This is a genomic window from Cellulomonas sp. PhB150, from assembly GCF_003755175.1.
In the GTDB taxonomy this organism is placed as follows: domain Bacteria; phylum Actinomycetota; class Actinomycetes; order Actinomycetales; family Cellulomonadaceae; genus Cellulomonas.
The window spans coordinates 907883-924694 of the sequence record NZ_RKHX01000001.1 but is presented as its reverse complement, the minus strand read 5'-3'; the positions used below and the strand labels follow the sequence as shown (position 1 = coordinate 924694).

Here is a 16812-nt window from a genome sequence, read left to right as displayed (position 1 = left end):
GAACATGGGTCGGCCGGGTAGGGTGCGGCGGTCCTGTGGTCCCGCGAAGGAGTGAATCAGTGTCGTTGCCCGCCGGGCTGAGCACCACCACCGTCACGAGCGGGACGCCGTCGACGCCGCCCGCTGGCGCCGTCGCGCAGGCGACGCGGGTGCGCCCCGAGATCCAGGGGCTCCGTGCCATCGCCGTGATGCTCGTGGTGCTCTACCACCTGTGGCCGAAGCGCCTCACGGGCGGGTACATCGGCGTCGACGTCTTCTTCGTCATCTCCGGGTTCCTCATCACCGCGCACCTGATGCGGGACGCCGAGCGTCACGGGCGGGTGCGGCTCGGGCAGTTCTGGGCGCGGCGTGCGCGCCGGCTCCTGCCCGCCTCGCTGCTCGTGCTCGTGACGAGCCTCGTGGCGACGTACGTCTGGGTGCCGGTCGCGCTCTGGCAGCAGTACGCGCGCGAGATCGGCGCCGCCGGTGTCTACGTCCTCAACTGGGTGCTCGCGGCCGACTCGGTCGACTACCTCGCGGCGGACAACACCGCGTCGCCCGCGCTGCACTACTGGTCGCTCTCGGTCGAGGAGCAGTTCTACCTCGTCTGGCCGCTGCTGATCGCGCTCGCCCTGTGGCTCGCGCTGCGGGGTCGCCGGAGGCCGACCGCCGTGGTGGCGGGCGTGCTGGGCGTCCTCACGGCGGCGAGCTTCCTCTGGTCGCTGCACCTCACCGAGACGAGTCCCGCGCGGGCCTACTTCGTGACGCCGGTGCGGGCCTGGCAGTTCGGCGCGGGCGCCCTCCTGGCGCTGCTCCTCGCGGCCCCGGCGCTCGAGCGACGGTGGGACGGTGCCGTGCGGACCCGCGCCGCTGTCTCGTGGATCGGCCTCGCGGCGATCGCCTGGGGTGCCGTGAGCTTCACGGCGGCGACGCCCTTCCCCGGCACGGCAGCCCTCGTCCCGGTCCTCGGCGCCGGCGCGGTGATCGCCGCGGGGTCGTCGGCTGCGCCGTGGTCACCCGCCCGGATGCTCGCGCTCCGTCCTGCCCAGCTCCTGGGCGACATCTCGTACTCGACGTACCTGTGGCACTGGCCGCCGATCGTCATCCTCCCGTTCGTGCTCGGGCACGCCCTGGACGCGAAGACCAAGCTCGTCCTGCTGGCCGTGGTCCTGGTGCTCGCGTGGGCGACGAAGAGGTGGGTCGAGGACCCCGTGCGGACGACGAACCGGTTCGGCCTGCGACGCCCGTCGGTGACGTTCGGCGCCATGCTCGTCGCGATGGTGCTCGTCGTCGCGTCGTGCGCCGCGATGACGCACCGCGCCGACGTCGAGGCCTCGAGGGCTCTGGCCGAGGAGCAGCAGATCTCGCAGAGCCGCGCGGAGTGCTTCGGCGCGGCGTCCATGGACCCGACCCGCCCCCAGTGCCCGACCGCCGCCCTCGCGGGTGTCGTCGTCCCGGACCCGTCGCGGGTCAGCGGAGACAGCGGGTCGCACAAGGAGTGCTGGGTGGTCTCGGAGGACAGCGACCTGACCTCGTGCACCTTCGGCGACGCGAAGGGCGATCCCGCGGTGCCGCACATCGCGCTCGTCGGTGACTCGCACGCCCGGGCGTGGCTGCCCGCCTTCGTCGAGCTCGCGGACCAGCACAAGATCGTGGTCGACACCTACCTCAAGGCGTCCTGCGCGTGGTCGACGACCGTGGCGGTCGCCGGAGACGCCGCGGGCCAGAAGGGGTGCCGCATCTGGCGGACCGCGCTGGAGAAGAAGCTGCTGTCGGACGCCGGCCAGTACGACGCCATCGTCACCGCGGGGTTCTCGGCCGCGAAGCTGGTCTACCCCGCGGACGTGGGCGACCGTGCCGTGTACCGAGCGGACGGCCTGCTGGCCGCGTGGACGCCGCTCCTCGACGCCGGTGACCCGGTCATCGCCCTCCGGGACAACCCGATCCCCGGCACGGACCCGAACGAGTGCCTGCGCACCGAGGGTGCCAAGGACGCGAGCGCGTGCGACATCTCGCGTGAGCACGCACTCGAGTTCCCCGACCCGCAGGTCGACGCCGTCGAGCGCACCGGCGGTCGGGCCCACCTCGTCGACCTCACGGACATGTACTGCACGCAGACGACGTGCCCGGCGGTGATCGGCGGGGCGAACGTCTACCGCGACCGCCACCACGTGACGGCGACCTACAGCGCGACGCTCGCGCCCTACCTCTGGAAGCAGCTGTCGGGGATCCTCGCGGACGTCGCCGCCCGGTAGCGACGGGCTACCGGGGTTCGGGGCCCTCGGACGGCCGGACGAGGAGCCGGCCGGTCCACGTGGGCTCGACCGCCCACCAGGTGAGGACCCGGGCCGGGCGGCTGGCCAGCACCAGGGTCAGGGCTACCGAGAGCACGACGACGACGACCACGCCGAGCGCCCCGACCTGGCCCAGCCGCTCGCCCTCGCGGAACGGGATCAGCACGAGGGCGTGCAGCAGGTAGACGTACAGCGACCAGCGCCCCACCGACGTCCAGGCGTGCCCGCCGCGCGGCACGAGCACGAGCACGGCCAGCGTGAGGACGGCGCCGGCGCCCAGGAGCAGCAGGCGGAGCGCCGACGCCGACAGGTTGCCGTCGTCGGTCGCCGTCGCTGCGAAACCGAGCTGGTGGACCGACCGCGAGTACGAGTCGCGGGTCAGGGCGATGACGACGGGGGCCAGCACGAGCGCTCCTGCCGCGAGCCAGCGCGCGCTCGTGGTGGCCGGCGGACGCCAGCCGCGCTCGCGCAGGAGAAGCCCACCGACGAAGAACGGCAGGTAGCCCAGCGTGTCGTCGAGCGCGAGGGCGTGGCCCACACCGCTGCCGAGCCCGGCCACGACCGCGAGCGCGACCGCACCCACCACGGCCACCGTGGGTCGCAGCGCCAGCCACAGCGGCGCCGAGAGGCGCCACAGCACCATGGCGACGAGGAACCAGAGCGTCCAGCGGGGGACGAGCAGCCGCGTCAGGTCGGGCTGCTCGCCGTCGATCACCGCCCGCTCCACCGCCTGGGCGACCTGGAAGATCAGGTACGGGACGACGAGGCCGACCGCCAGCAGGCCCGCACGGCGCCGGGTCAGGCTCGCGGACAGGTAGCCGCCGACGAGCACGAACGCCGGCATGTGGAAGAGGTAGATCCAGCGGTAGAGGACGTCGGCCCCGACCTGCTCGTGCGCGGCCGCGGGCTGGATCGCGTGCCCGACGACGACGAGCGTGACCAGGATGGCCTTGGCGTTGTCCCAGTACGGGTCCCGCTCGCGGACGACGGTCACCTCGTTGCTGCTCACGGCCGGAATCTAGGCGGTGCGGCTCGGCTGCGCCAGCCTCGGCGCCGACGACCGGTGGGGTGCGCGCGGTCGTCTCGACGGGCCCGAGGGGTTGCCGTCCGTCCTCACGTCGTTCAGGGTGTTCCGATGGTGACGAAGCAGCGGTGGAGCGTCATGACGATCGTCGCGATCCTGGTGGCCTCGGGGCTGACGGTGCTCGCACCGCCCGCCGGGGCGGCAGGCCGGACGGTGGTCACGATGTCCGTGAGCAGCCAGCAGGTCCGCCGCGGCGAGATGGTCTGGTTCTCCGGGAAGGTCACCGCGGGCGGGAAGGCCGCCACGGGCCGGAGCCTGGCCCTGCAGCGCCGCAGCGGCTCGACGTGGACCACGGTCGCGACGTCGACGACGTCGTCGAAGGGCACGTTCTCCATCCGGCAGCGACCCGCCGCCGAGCACACCTACCGCGTGCTCGCCAAGGCGGCGGGCGTGGCCAGCGCCCGGCGGTCCATCGAGATCACGGGCGGGAAGCGCGGGCTGTGGCAGCGTGCCGACATCCTCGGGTCCCGGCTGGGCACGGCGAAGGGCTCCACGGCGTCGGCGACGGTGAAGGGCACGAAGTCGGTCCGCTACCGCTCGTTCACGAAGGGCATGCTCGTCCAGGTGACGAAGGCCTCGGGCACCCAGCGGAGCTGGCTCGTCTACGGCGACATCCTCACGGCGTACCGGAAGCGGGGCGGCCCCACCGGGTGGCTGGGCGTTCCCCTGGCCGACCCGAAGTGCGGCCTGCTCGAGAGCGGCTGCGTGCAGCGGTTCACCGGTGGCGCGATCTACGACAACAAGAACAAGGCGGCCGTGGTCGTGCGCGGTACCGGCCGGAAGGTCGAGATCATCGCCGCGGCGAAGTCGCAGGTCGGGTACCAGCAGACGTCCTACAACAACTCGAAGTACAACAAGTGGGCCGGGCGCACGGGCGCCTGGTGCTCGGTCTTCCAGTCCTGGGCGGCGGCGGCCTCCGGGAACACCTGGGTCATCCCGCAGCACGCCCGGTGGGCGAGCTTCCTCGCCGACGTGCGTAAGAACGAGAAGCTCGGGAGCACGCCGCGCGTCGGCGCGCTCGTGTTCTACGACACGATCCTCGACGGCAAGACCGCCGCGACCCACGTCGGCCTCGTGGTCGAGGTCCGCTCGAAGACCATCGTGACGATCGAGGGCAACACGAGCACCCCCGGCGCCAGCGACGGTCGCGGGGTGTACCAGAAGGAGCGTCCGCGCTCTATGCCCCTCTACTACGCCTACCCGAGGTACTGATGCGGCGCCTCGTCACCGCCGCCGGGTGCGTGCTCGCGCTCGCGGTCACGGGACTCGTCGGCGCGATGCCGGCCGCCGCGGCGACCGTGGTCATCACCTCGAAGGTGAGTGCCTCGACGTTCCGCATCGGCGAGGGCCTGTGGTTCACGGGTCATGTCAAGAAGAACGGCAAGGCCGTGCCGCGGACGACCGTGCAGCTGGTCAAGATCCCCACCTCCGGGCGCAAGGTGCTCGTCACGTCGGCGCGGACGAGCGCGACGGGCGGCTTCTCGATCCCGGCGGCACCCGACGCGTCCGCGCGCTACTACGTGCGGACGTCCGGGACGGGTGCCGTCCGCGGCAAGGACCTGCCCGTGAAGCGCACGAGCGCCGGGCAGACCCTGGAGAACCGGGCGCAGCTGCTCGGCTCACGGCTGGGTGCGGCGACGTCGTCCCTCAAGCGGCTGTCGTCGGGCAAGGTCGCCAAGGTGGGCGACACGACGGTGACGTCCGTCCGCTACCGCGCCTACGCCAAGGGCACCCTCGTCGAGGTGGTGCGCGCGGGGACCAAGCGGACCTGGTTCGTCCCCGGCAAGATCCGCACCCGGTACGCGGCGACCGGCGGGCCGACCGGCACGTTCGGCGTCCCCCGCCGGGACGCCCGGTGCGTCGTGCTCGAGTCGGGGTGCGTGCAGCAGTTCAGCAAGGTCGCGGCCTACCAGAACGCCACCAAGTCCAAGGCCTTCTACCAGGCCGGCTCGTCGCGCCGGGCCGAGTACCTCGCCACGGCGCGGTCGCAGGTCGGCTACAAGGAGCCGTCGTGGCGCGGCTCGAAGTACAACACCTGGATCGGCGCGAAGGAGGCCTGGTGCGGCACGTTCCAGGCCTGGGTCGCGGCCGCGGCGGGCAACCCCGGGGCGGTCCCGGCGCGCACGACGTTCCCCGGCTTCGTCGCGGCCGTGAAGAACCGGCTGACGACGTTCAGCCCTCGGTCGAAGACCCACAAGCCGCACGCGGGAACGCTCGTGTTCTTCGACTTCCGCAACGCGTCGCCGAAGAAGGCGTCGCACGTCGGCGTGCTGATCAGCCGCTCCGGCGGGACCGTCACGGTGCTCGAGGGCAACGCGTCGTCGGGGTCTCGCTTCACGGACAAGCGCGGCGTGTACGTCCACACGCGGCCGGCCTCCAAGATCCTGTTCTACGCGGAGCCCGACTGGTGAGTGCCGTGCCCGGCTCCTCGGGGTCGCCCGGCTCGCGCCGCGGCGGGACGGGACCGCTCCGGCAGCCCGCTCGCCGGACGGCTAGCCTGGTGCGCTTCCGCCCACGTCGCCCTCAAGGAGCCGATAGTTGATCGTGAAGGTGACGTCCGACCTGGCCAAGGTGCGCCGGGTCATCCGTCGACGCGGGGCGTACCGGCAGATGGTGCGCGCAGCCGCGAGGCGGCCCCGGGTGCCCGAGGGCCACGCGCGCGTCGTGCTCTACTTCGCCGACAGCGCCGTGAACCTGTACCAGGTCCGGCAGTGGTTGGAGCCCCTGCGGCGCCTGGCGGAGCAGCACCCGGTCGTCGTCGTGACCCGGTCGCCCGATGCGACGCTCGCCCTGTTCGACGAGAGCCCGTTCCCCGTGCTGCCCATCTCGACGATCGCCGGGCTCGAGCGCTGGCTCGCCACGCAGCAGGTGGCCACCTTCTTCTACGTGAACCAGAACCGTCGCAACTTCGCGGTCATGCGGTTCGCGGACCAGGCGCACGTGTTCCTCTCGCACGGGGAGTCGGACAAGGCGTACATGGCCTCCAACCAGCTCAAGGCCTACGACCGGGTGTTCGTCGCCGGCCCCGCGGCCGTCCGGCGGATCGGCGCGAACGTCTTCGACCTGCCGGCGGACCGTCTGGTCCCCGTCGGTCGACCGCAGGTCGACGTGGAGCACGCCGGGCCGGCCCTGCCCGACGACGGTCGGACGGTGGTGCTGTACGCGCCGACGTGGGAGGGCGACCGACCGTCGATGGCGTACTCGTCCCTGGTCAGCCACGGGGCCGCGATGCTCGCGGCGCTCGTCGACGACGGGCGGTTCCGGGTCGTGTACCGCCCGCACCCCCGCACCGGGGCCTTCGACCCCGCCTTCGCGCGGGCCGACCGGGCGCTCGGCGCGCTCCTCGAGCAGGCGAACCGCCACGACCCGTCGGCGGGGCACGTGGTGGACCGGGACACCGACTTCGGGTGGCACGTCCGTGCGGCCGACGTGTGCGTCACCGACGTCTCCGCGGTCGCGTTCGACTGGCTCGCGTCCGGGCGGCCGCTGCTGCTCGCGCAGCCGGCCTCGCCCGAGGCCGTGATCGCGCCCGGCTCGCTGGCCGACCGCATCGAGACGCTCGACGCAGCGGACGCGCCGCACGTGGTCACCCGGATCGAGAAGGAGCTGGCCGGCGAGAGCGCGGGCCGCGCGCAGATCGTCGAGGACTACTTCGGCGACACGACGCCGGGTGCCGCGATGGCGCGGTTCCTGGCCGCAGCCGACCAGGTCGTGCGTGAGCGGGCGCAGGCGCTGCTGGCCCGGGCCGAGGGCGTGGACGACTACGATCGCAGGGCACCGAACGCCGGGTGGACGGGTGACGACCGGGGAGTGACTTCTCAATGACGACGCAGGTGGCGATCCTCGCTGCGGGCATGGGTACGAGGCTGGGCCGCCCGTTCCCGAAGCCGCTGACCCCGCTGCGGGACGGCACCACGATCATGGACCAGCAGGTCGCCAAGATCCGGGCCGCGTTCGAGGACGTCCAGCTCTACACGGTCGTCGGCTTCAAGCTCGACATGATCCTCGAGGCGCACCCCCGCTCGCTCTTCGTCTACAACGAGGAGTTCGACCGCACCAACACGTCCAAGAGCCTGCTGCGCGCGCTGCGCGCGTCCGGCGACGGCGGGGTGCTGTGGCTCAACGGGGACGTCGTGTTCGACCCCGCCATCCTGGACCGCCTCAAGCCCTACCTCGCCCAGGAGCGGTCCCTCGTCGCGGTCAACACCGCCGCGGTGGCCGAGGAGGAGGTCAAGTACACGGTCGACGCGGACGGGTTCATCGACGAGCTCTCGAAGCAGGTCGCCGACGCGCTCGGCGAGGCCGTCGGCATCAACTACGTCGCGGCGCCGGACAAGGCCGCGCTCATCGCGCGGCTCGACGAGGTCGGCGAGCAGGACTACTTCGAGCGGGGCATCGAGCTCGCGATCCAGCAGGACGGCATCAAGTTCGTGCCCGTCGACATCTCCGACCTGTGGGCCGTCGAGGTGGACTTCGCCGAGGACCTCGCGCGCGCCAACGAGTACGTCTGAGCGCATGGGTGTCGACAAGGTGCGCGTGCGCCGACGGGTACGCGGCTGGGGCGGGCGAGCCGTACGCCGTCTCGGTCTGCTGCCCGCCGGCACGCCCGACGGTCTCGGCGACGACGCGGCACTGCTGCGGCGCACCGTCGACCAGCGCGTCTTCGTCTACTTCGGGGGCACGCGGCAGAACCTCTACCAGCTGCGGCAGTGGTACGCCGCGCTGCTCGCGCTCGATGCGGTGCACGGCGTGCTGATCGTCTGCGCGGACTCCCGGGCCGCGCGCGCGGTCGCCTCCGAGCAGACGCTGCCCGTGGTGACCGTGGGACGCGCCGCGACGCTGGACGCGATGGCCGAACGGTCGGACGCGGCCCTGTTCTGCTACGTCGCTCACGACAACGGCAACCTCGGGGCGCTGCGGACCCCGAGCGTCCTGCACGTCTTCCTCTCGCACGGGGAGAGCGACAAGAGGGTCGCGGCGTCGAACGTCATCAAGGCCTACGACTACGCGTTCGTGGCCGGGCAGGGTGCGGTCGACAGGTTTGCCGACCAGCTCATGCGGTTCGACGCGCGGGCGCACGCCGTGCCGGTCGGGCGCCCGCAGCTCGACTCGCTGGCGACCGGCCCGCGGGTGCGCGGGACGCTCGACCCGATCGTCGTGCTCTACGCGCCGACGTGGGAGGGCAGCGACGCCGCCAGCGCCTACTCCTCGGTGCTCAGCCACGGCGTGGCCCTGGTCGAGGCGCTGGTCGGTGACCCACGGTTCAGGGTCGTCTACCGGCCGCACCCACGCACCGGCGTGACCGACGCCCGGTACGCGTCCGCCGACGCGTCGATCCGCGCCGCCGTCGCCACCGCCGGGGCCGGCAACCGGGTCGACTCCCACCGCGATCCCCACCAGACCTTCGGCGGTGCGGACGTCATGGTGACCGACGTCTCGGCGATCGCCTTCGACTGGCTGGCCACGGGCCGGCCGCTCGTGGTGACCATGCCCCCGGGCACCGCCGACGTCGCGGCGACCCGGCTGCTCGCGACCGTGCCGCGCCTGGCGGCGCAGGACGTGGGGAAGGTGGCCGAGCTCGTCGCGCGCGAGGTCGAGCTGGACCCGACGGCGGACGAGCGCGCCGCGCTCGTCGAGTACTACTTCGGCACCGTCGGTGGTGCCACCGCGCGGTTCGTCGCCGAGTGCGACCGCGTCGTGCGCGAGCGCGACGACCTGCGCACCGAACGAGGACGGGCATGACTCACGACACCACGAACTCCCGGCCCACCGTGGCGGACATCCGCCGCGTCGGGCAGCCGGACGCGATCCGCAAGCGGCGCAACGCCGAGCACTGGACGGCCGACGTCTACGGCCGGCGCATCTCGCCCTACCTGACGCTGGTCGCCCTGCGCCTCGGGATGTCCGCGAACGCCGTCACCTGGGTGATGCTCGCGATCGGCTGGCTGGCCGCGGTGGCCGTCGCCGTGCCCGGCTGGCCGCTCGCGGTGCTCGCCGTGGTGCTCTGCCACCTGCAGATGGTCGTCGACTCCTCCGACGGCGAGGTCGCCCGCTGGCGGCAGACGACCGGACCGGTGGGCATCTTCATCGACAAGCTCGCGCACTACACGACCGAGGCGCTCATCGCCCTGGCCCTCGGCGTGCGCGCCGCTGGCGGGTTCGGCGAGATCGGCGACAACCTCGTGTGGACCACGTGGGGCGGGCTGTTCGCGACGCTGCTGCTGCTCAACAAGGTCGTCAACGACCTCGTCGTCTCCTCCCGCGCGCAGGGCGGCCTGCCGCCCGCCAAGGACGCGGCCGAGGTGGCGGCGCCGCGAGTCGGGGGAGTGGCGCGCCTGCGTCGGGCGGCGCGGTTCGTGCCGTTCCACCGGCTGTTCCACGCGGTCGAGCTCGCGACGGTCATCGCGCTCGCGGCGATCGTCGACGCGTTCGTCGGGGGCGACGACGTCACGCGCTGGACCCTGATCGGCCTCATCGTCGCGGTCGTCGTCACGGGGCTCGGCCACGTGCTGGCGATCCTCACGTCCTCGCGGCTGCGCGCATGAGCCGGGCCCTGCCGTCCATCGGCGTCGTCGTCCTGTCCATGGGCAACCGACCCGTGGACCTGACCATCGCGGTCGACTCCGCGCTCGCCCAGGAGGGCGTCGAGCTCGACGTCCTCGTCGTCGGCAACGGCTGGGAGCCCACGGGGCTGCCGGACGGTGCGCGCGCGCTCGCGCTGCCGGAGAACCTTGGCATCCCCGAGGGCCGCAACGTCGGGGCCGCGCACGTGACGGGCGAGCTCGTCTTCTTCCTCGACGACGACGCCGTGATCCCGTCCACCACCGCCCTGCGGACCATGGCGGAGCGGTTCGCCCGCCGCCCGAAGCTGGGGATGGCGCAGGCCCTGCTGACCGCCACCGACGGCTCGGAGTCGCCGGGTCGCTGGGTGCGCCGGCTGCGCAAGGGTGACCCTCGCCGGTCCAGCCCGATCTTCTCCGTCACCGAGGGCGTCACCGCGGTCCGCCGCGACGCCTTCGAGGGTGCCGGTGGCTGGGCGGGTGCCTTCTTCTACGCGCACGAGGGCATCGAGCTCGCGTGGCGGGTGTGGGACCAGGGTTTCGAGGTCTGGCACATGGGCGACGTCGAGATGCACCATCCCGCGACCGACCCCTCGCGCCATGCCGTGAGCCAGCGGCTCAACGGCCGCAACCGGGTCTGGCTCGCGCGGCGCAACCTGCCCGTCGTGCTTCGCCCGCTGTACCTGGGCACGTGGACCGCCGTGCAGGTGCTGCGCGACCGGTCGGACCGCGCGGCGCTGCGCGTCTGGTTCACGGGCTTCCGCGAGGGGTTCGCCGAGGACCCGGGTGACGTCCGCGTCATGTCCTGGCGCACGGTCGCCCGGATGACCGCGCACGGGCGGCCGCCGATCGTCTGACGGCTTCGCTTCATCAGGGCGAGGTCCGTGCCGATCTTCCGGTAGAACCTCCCGGCCGCACGGACGGGACTGGAAGCAGAGCGCGGGAGCGTGTCACAGTGGGCCTCATGCGCCACCGGAGTCGTCATTCGTTCACTCGTGTCACGCGGACCCTGGCGTCCGTGCTGGCTGCCACCCTGGTGATGGCGGGCCTCACGGTCGCCGTGCCGGCGGCGGCGCAGGCGGCGACGACCGCCTACACGCTCACCGCGCCGACCTCGGTCCGGCTCGGGTCGTCCGCGACGATGAAGGCCACCTGGTTCACCCGGGGGACGGGCGCCACCGGCACCGTCAAGCTGCAGCGCAAGTCCGGGACCACCTGGAAGACCGTGGCGAAGGTCAAGGTCGTCAAGGGCCGCGGCTCGGTGTCCATCAAGCCGACGGCGACCGCGACCTACCGCATGGCGACCTCGGCGCACCGGTCGACCTCGAAGAAGGTGACCGTCGTCAAGAACTGGCTCTCGCTCGGCCCGACGTCGGCCTCGATCAAGGTCGGCTCGGCGGTGACGCTGTCCCTGAAGTACGTGCACAACGGCAAGGCCACCGCGGGAGCGGTCAGCCTGCAGCGGCGGTCGGGCTCGAGCTGGGTGTCGGTCACGCGCCTCGCGGTGCCGGCCAGCGGGGCCAAGGTCGTGGTGCGGCCGACGACGACGACGTCCTACCGGCTCGCCAAGTCCGGCGTGGCCCCCAGCGCGACGCGCACCGTCACGGTCGACCGCGACTGGGCGTCGCTCGCGTTCTCCTCGCGTTCCCTGACGACCTCCGAGGCCACCACCACCGCCAGCATCGTCTGGTACTCCGCAGGCAAGAAGGCGAACGGCACGATCGTGCTGCAGCAGCGGATCGGCAGCGGCGCGTGGACGACGGCCAAGAGCGTGAAGGTGACCTCCGGCGCCGCGACCGTCTCCGTCAAGCCCCTCGTCACGCGGACCTACCGGCTGCTGGCGGGCAAGGTCTCGAGCGCCTCGGTGACGGTCAGCGTGAAGACCGTGATCCCGACGTCGTTCACGATCAACGGCTCGGGCTTCGGCCACGGCATCGGCATGTCGCAGTACGGCGCCTACGCGATGGCGCGGGCCGGCAAGTCCGCCACGTCGATCCTCAAGACGTACTACACGGGGGTGAGCGTCGCGCAGACCGCGATGCCGACCGCACCGCTCTCCGTCCAGGTCTTCGGGCCGGATGCCAGCAACTCCGTCTACGACGACCGCAAGACCTCGGTCGCGGTGAGCGTCAACGGCGGCGGCTGGATGGTGCAGAACAAGGCCGGGAGCACGGTCGCCGCCAAGACCACGGACTCGACGCTGACGTTCAAGGTCGACGGCAGCAGCGCGTCGGTGACCTACGGCGGGAAGACCTCCAAGGACTCCGTGCTGCGGCTGTACTGGACGGGCACGTCCGACTACCCCAAGAGCGGGGCGACGACGTACGCGACGGTCGCCGGGGCGCAGGGCTCCTACCGCCACGGCCGGCTGACCATCTCGGTCATCAACGGCTTCATCAACGTCGTGAACGACCTGGACCTCAACACGGAGTACCTCTACGGGATCGCCGAGATGCCCTCGTCGTGGGGCACGAAGGGCTCGGCGGCCCTGCAGGCCCAGGTCGTGACCGCACGGTCCTACGCGCTGCTCAAGTACCGGGCCGGCATCAAGAGCTCGTGCGGCTGCCACCTGGTCGACGACATCCGGGACCAGAACTTCACCGGGTGGAAGAAGGAGAACGAGGGCACGAACGCCGTCTACGGCAAGCTCTGGAAGGCGGCCGTCGACAAGACGGTCTCCGGCGCGAACGGCCTGCTGGTCACCTACGGCGGCAAGCCGGTCGCGACGCACTACTACTCGGCGTCGGGCGGCGGCACGCTCAACAGCGAGGACGTCTGGGCGTCGGTCGTCCCGTACGAGCGCTCGGTCGACGACCCGTGGAGCCTGATGGCGAGCTCGGGCAACCCGAACATCGCGTGGACGGCGTCGCTCACGCAGGCGACGGCCCGGTCCTACTTCGGCCTGCGCGACGTGGTCGCGATCTCGGTCGGCACCTACGCGGGTGGCGGGATCAGGTCGATGAAGGCGACGTCCTCGACGGGTGCGACGAAGACGATCACCGGCAAGTCCGACGCGCTGCGCAGCAAGCTCAACGCGATCGCGGTGGGCTACGTCAAGGCACCGTGGATCAAGTCGTTCAAGGCCGTCCAGCCCAAGTGACCGGTCGGCCCTCGCGGGCCGACCGGCTGGTGGATCTCAGCGACCCAGCGTCGCGTACTTCGCCTCGGTGGCGTCCTTGCGGGGGCGCCACCAGGCCTCGTTCGCGCGGTACCACTCGACGGTCGCCGCGAGGCCGTCGCGGAACGAGCCGTACTGCGGGCGCCAGCCGAGCTCGGTACGCAGGCGGGTCGCGTCGATCGCGTAGCGCAGGTCGTGGCCGGGGCGGTCGCTGACCAGGTCGTACGCGTCGCGGTCCTGGCCCATGAGCTCGAGCAGGGTCTCGACGACGGTCTTGTTGTCGACCTCGCCGTCGGCGCCGATGAGGTAGGTCTGGCCGATCTCGCCGCGCTCGACGATGGCCCACACCGCGGTGTTGTGGTCCTCGACGTGGATCCAGTCGCGCACGTTCTGGCCCGTGCCGTAGAGCTTGGGCCGGACGCCGTCGACGAGGTTGGTGATCTGCCGCGGGATGAACTTCTCCACGTGCTGGTACGGCCCGTAGTTGTTCGAGCAGTTGGAGATCGTCGCCTGGACCCCGAAGGACCGGACCCACGCGCGGACCAGGAGGTCGGAGGACGCCTTGGTCGAGGAGTACGGGCTCGACGGGTTGTACGGCGTCTGGTCCGTGAACTTGGCGGGGTCGTCGAGCTCGAGGTCGCCGTAGACCTCGTCGGTCGAGATGTGGTGGTAGCGCACCCCGTGCCGGCGCACGGCCTCGAGCAGCGTGAACGTGCCGATGACGTTCGTCTGCACGAAGGGCCAGGGGTCGGACAGCGAGTTGTCGTTGTGCGACTCGGCCGCGAAGTGGACGACGAGGTCCGCGTCGGCGACGAGGCGGTCGACGACCTCGGCGTCCGCGACGTCGCCCCGGACGAAGGTGATCGCGTCGGCGACGTCGGCGAGGCTGGCCTCGTCGCCCGCGTACGTCAGGGCGTCCAGGACCGTGACGTGCACGTCCGGGCGCTCGCGCACGGTCTGGTGGACGAAGTTGGCGCCGATGAAGCCGGCACCGCCGGTGACGAGGACACGCACGTGAGCTCCCGCGAGGATTCGATTCGTCCGCCCGGCGATGGAACACGCCCGGCGCAGGACGGCCTCACTCTAACGGCGCACGTACTCTGGACGGCGTCCGCGCCGCCTGTCTGGTGCCTGGTGCGGGCGTCCACGGGGGAGGCAGGCTCATGGGTCGACGATGGTTCGGGGTGCTCGTCGCGCCCGCGCTGGTGGTGACGGGGTTCGTGTCGCCTGCGGCGGCCGCGGGACCGTCCCCGACGGTCGAGTCGCCTGCGGTGGCCCCGCTGGCCGCACCGGCTCCCGTCGATCCCACGGTGACGACCGTCGCGGTCGACGGCATCGATCCCGCCGCGGCTCGGGACGCCACGGCGTTCGACGACGCGCAGGGCGAGTCGGCGAGCGCGACCGATCCCGGCACCGAGCCGGTCGACCCGGCGGACGTCGTCGCGCTCGGCGCGCGCACGCTGACCGCCCGGTTCCTCGTCGCGGGCGTGACCTGGGACGCCGGGCAGGACGTCGACGTGACCCAGGTGGCGGTCCGCGTCCGCGAGCAGGGCGCGTGGACGGCGTGGCAGGAGCTCGACGTCGTCGACGCGGGGGTGCCGGGGGAGCGGCCGGGCACGGAGCCCGTCGTGAGCTCGGGTGCCGACGCCGCGCAGGTGCGGGTCGCGACCGCGGACGGTGCGGCGGACGTCGCGGGGCTCCGGCTGGACGTCGTCGACGACGGCACGGCGACGACCGAGCCGACGACGACGACCACGACGACCACCACGACCGCGGTGACCGCGAAGGGCGCCACCGGCGACGTCATCCGGCCGGGCATCGTCACCCGCGCGCAGTGGGGCGCGAACGAGAAGCGCGGCAGCGCGTGGCCCGAGGTCTCCGCGAAGCTCTCCGCGATGTACCTGCACCACACCGCAGGGACGAACAGCTACACCAAGGCGCAGTCGGCCTCGATCGTGCGCGGCATCTACGCCTTCCACACGGGCAGCCGCGGGTGGCCGGACATCGGCTACCAGTTCCTCGTCGACCGGTTCGGCACCGTCTACCAGGGCCGCCGCGAGGCGATCAACGACCTGCCGATCGGCGCGCAGGCCGGTGGGTACAACACCGCGACCATCGGCGTCTCGGCGATGGGCAACTTCCAGGACGGCAACCCGCCCGCCGCGATGGTCGCCTCCATCGAGAAGGTGTTCGCGTGGCAGGCCTACGCGCACGGCCTGGACGCGACGGGCAGGACGACGCTGATCACCGGTTCGAGCACCGGCAGCGGCACGCGCGCCAAGGGCGGCGCCAAGGTCACCGTCCCGGTGATCCTCGGCCACCGGGACACGAACTACACGGCCTGCCCCGGGTGGCGTCTGTACGAGAAGCTCCCCGCGATCCGCAAGGCCGTGAAGACGCAGGTCACCGCGGCGCTGGCGAAGTACGGCAAGCCCGTTCCCGCCCTCGCGGCGCCGACCGTCGTGGCCCCGAGCTCGACGCAGGCGCCGGTGCAGTGGTCGGCCTCGTCGACCTACCGCTGGGCGGCGGTCAAGGGTGCGGTGTCCTACCAGGTGCTCACGCGCTCGTCGGGCCTGAGCTACGCGATGGACGACGCGCGCGCCTGGAGCGTGCTCAAGACCGTGCGGACGACGTCCGCCTCCGTGCCGACAGATGCCGGCCGTACGCGCGTCGTCGCCGTGCGTGCCATCGACTCGAAGGGCCGCCGCGGCACGGTCGCGACGGTCGGGCAGGTGACCCGGATGGTCGACTGGTCCGCGGTCGCGCGGTCGTCGGGGTGGTCCGGCAGCGTCTCGGCCGGGTACCCGACGTACCGTGCCACCGCCGGGGGAGCGGTCCTGACCGTCAAGGGCGTGAAGCAGGCCCGTGCCGTGGTGCTCCAGGTCGAGCGGGGACCGTCCACCGGCAGGCTCGAGGTACGCGTCGGGTCGACGCGACTGGGGTTCGTCGAGACGCGAGCGTCGACGGCCAGCGCGCGCTCGGTCGTTCGACTCGACCTCGGCCGCTCCGTGTCCGGCACCCTGACCGTCCGGACCGTCAAGGGGACCGGTGCGGTGCGCGTCGCGGCCCTCGCGTTCCCGCGCGTGGCGGTGGCGTCGAAGGCGATCGGGACCGGGACGCTGCCGCCGGCCAAGCCGACGAAGGTCACGCTCGCGGCGTCGCAGGCGCCGTTCCGCGAGACGACCAGCTCCACGTACCGGTGGAAGCGCGTGCCGGGGGCGACCAGGTACGAGGTCTTCGTCCGCACGGCGGCCCACGGCTCGACGCTGCCGTCGTCGTGGACGAAGGTGCGGACGACGACCGCGACCTCCTTCGTGCAGAAGATGACGCAGACCGGCCGCACCTGGGTCGTCGGGGTCCGGACGGTCGGCAAGGGCGGCACGAGCGCGATCACGGCGTTCCCCGCCGCGACGCGGCCGGTGTCCAGTGCACTGGTCAAGAGGTCGTCCGGATGGAAGACCGTGCACAACGACGCATGGTTCCGTGACGCCGCCTTCCAGGCGACGACCGCGAAGCGCACCCTCACGATCACGAAGGCGAAGAGCGTCCGCTCCATCCGGCTGATCGTCGCCTCGGCGCCCGACCGCGGTCGGGTCAAGATCAAGGTCGGGTCCACGATGATCCGCACGGTGTCGACCGCGTCGGCGAAGCACGTGGCGCACCGCCACGTCGACGTCGTCCTGCCGAGGGCGATGAGCGGCACGGTCACCCTCACCACGCTCGACCACAAGCGCGTGCGTATCTCCGCGGTCGTCCTCGGACGCTGACCGCCGAGCC

12 protein-coding genes are annotated in these 16812 nt (G+C 72.2%); 10 read left to right on the top strand and 2 right to left on the bottom strand.

The annotated features are described in order from the left end of the window. The first annotated feature begins 59 nt into the window (after positions 1–59). Entirely contained in the window at positions 60–2234 is a 2175-nt protein-coding gene (locus EDF34_RS04380; RefSeq protein WP_123370094.1) for an acyltransferase family protein, read from the top strand. A 7-nt stretch (positions 2235–2241) separates the two neighbouring features. On the opposite strand, the gene EDF34_RS04375 is transcribed toward EDF34_RS04380, so the two are convergent. After that, positions 2242–3282, bottom strand: coding sequence for an acyltransferase family protein (locus EDF34_RS04375; protein WP_158615042.1), 1041 nt, complete (start codon positions 3280–3282; stop codon positions 2242–2244). Between the two features lie 126 nt (positions 3283–3408). Between EDF34_RS04375 and EDF34_RS04370 the strand changes: the two genes are divergently transcribed. The 8 genes from EDF34_RS04370 to EDF34_RS04335 all read left to right on the top strand — a co-directional run bounded on the left by EDF34_RS04370 (position 3409) and on the right by EDF34_RS04335 (position 13017). After that, entirely contained in the window at positions 3409–4569 is a 1161-nt protein-coding gene (locus EDF34_RS04370; RefSeq protein ID WP_123370092.1) for a CHAP domain-containing protein, read from the top strand. Next, positions 4569–5768 (top strand): CHAP domain-containing protein, encoded by a 1200-nt coding sequence (locus EDF34_RS04365; RefSeq protein ID WP_123370091.1) that lies wholly within the window; start codon positions 4569–4571, stop codon positions 5766–5768. Before EDF34_RS04370 ends, EDF34_RS04365 begins: the two co-directional genes overlap by 1 nt. Before the next feature lie 133 nt (positions 5769–5901). Then, a complete protein-coding gene (locus EDF34_RS04360; protein ID WP_233575248.1) occupies positions 5902–7182 on the top strand; it encodes a CDP-glycerol glycerophosphotransferase family protein in 1281 nt (426 codons plus the stop codon). Beyond that, positions 7179–7868: an NTP transferase domain-containing protein gene (locus tag EDF34_RS04355; protein WP_123370090.1), complete on the top strand. Its 690-nt coding sequence runs from the start codon at positions 7179–7181 to the stop codon at positions 7866–7868. Before EDF34_RS04360 ends, EDF34_RS04355 begins: the two co-directional genes overlap by 4 nt. A 4-nt stretch (positions 7869–7872) precedes the next feature. Next, positions 7873–9099 (top strand): CDP-glycerol glycerophosphotransferase family protein, encoded by a 1227-nt coding sequence (locus EDF34_RS04350; protein ID WP_123370089.1) that lies wholly within the window; start codon positions 7873–7875, stop codon positions 9097–9099. Next, complete coding sequence (locus tag EDF34_RS04345) at positions 9096–9902, top strand: CDP-alcohol phosphatidyltransferase family protein (RefSeq protein ID WP_123370088.1); 807 nt, start codon at positions 9096–9098, stop codon at positions 9900–9902. Before EDF34_RS04350 ends, EDF34_RS04345 begins: the two co-directional genes overlap by 4 nt. Beyond that, a complete protein-coding gene (locus tag EDF34_RS04340) occupies positions 9899–10774 on the top strand; it encodes a glycosyltransferase family 2 protein (RefSeq protein ID WP_123370087.1) in 876 nt (291 codons plus the stop codon). Before EDF34_RS04345 ends, EDF34_RS04340 begins: the two co-directional genes overlap by 4 nt. Before the next feature lie 161 nt (positions 10775–10935). Beyond that, positions 10936–13017, top strand: a complete 2082-nt coding sequence (locus EDF34_RS04335) for a SpoIID/LytB domain-containing protein (RefSeq protein WP_158615041.1) — start codon at positions 10936–10938, stop codon at positions 13015–13017. A gap of 36 nt (positions 13018–13053) precedes the next feature. Here the strand turns inward: EDF34_RS04335 and rfbB are convergent, their stop codons facing one another. Further along, positions 13054–14049, bottom strand: coding sequence for a dTDP-glucose 4,6-dehydratase (gene rfbB, locus EDF34_RS04330; RefSeq protein ID WP_123370085.1), 996 nt, complete (start codon positions 14047–14049; stop codon positions 13054–13056). 149 nt (positions 14050–14198) lie between these two features. On the opposite strand from rfbB, the gene EDF34_RS04325 reads away from it, so the two are divergent. Then, complete coding sequence (locus EDF34_RS04325; RefSeq protein ID WP_123370084.1) at positions 14199–16802, top strand: N-acetylmuramoyl-L-alanine amidase; 2604 nt, start codon at positions 14199–14201, stop codon at positions 16800–16802. The last annotated feature ends 10 nt before the right edge of the window (positions 16803–16812 follow it).

What these genes read in the sequence shown, in the direction of transcription:
- EDF34_RS04340 (WP_123370087.1), top strand. Translation starts at nt 9,899, where the DNA reads ATGAGCCGGGCCCTGCCGTCCATCGGCGTCGTCGTCCTGTCCATGGGC.
- EDF34_RS04355 (WP_123370090.1), top strand. Translation starts at nt 7,179, where the DNA reads ATGACGACGCAGGTGGCGATCCTCGCTGCGGGCATGGGTACGAGGCTG.
- EDF34_RS04325 (WP_123370084.1), top strand. Translation starts at nt 14,199, where the DNA reads ATGGGTCGACGATGGTTCGGGGTGCTCGTCGCGCCCGCGCTGGTGGTG.
- EDF34_RS04370 (WP_123370092.1), top strand. Translation starts at nt 3,409, where the DNA reads ATGGTGACGAAGCAGCGGTGGAGCGTCATGACGATCGTCGCGATCCTG.
- EDF34_RS04350 (WP_123370089.1), top strand. Translation starts at nt 7,873, where the DNA reads ATGGGTGTCGACAAGGTGCGCGTGCGCCGACGGGTACGCGGCTGGGGC.
- EDF34_RS04365 (WP_123370091.1), top strand. Translation starts at nt 4,569, where the DNA reads ATGCGGCGCCTCGTCACCGCCGCCGGGTGCGTGCTCGCGCTCGCGGTC.
- EDF34_RS04345 (WP_123370088.1), top strand. Translation starts at nt 9,096, where the DNA reads ATGACTCACGACACCACGAACTCCCGGCCCACCGTGGCGGACATCCGC.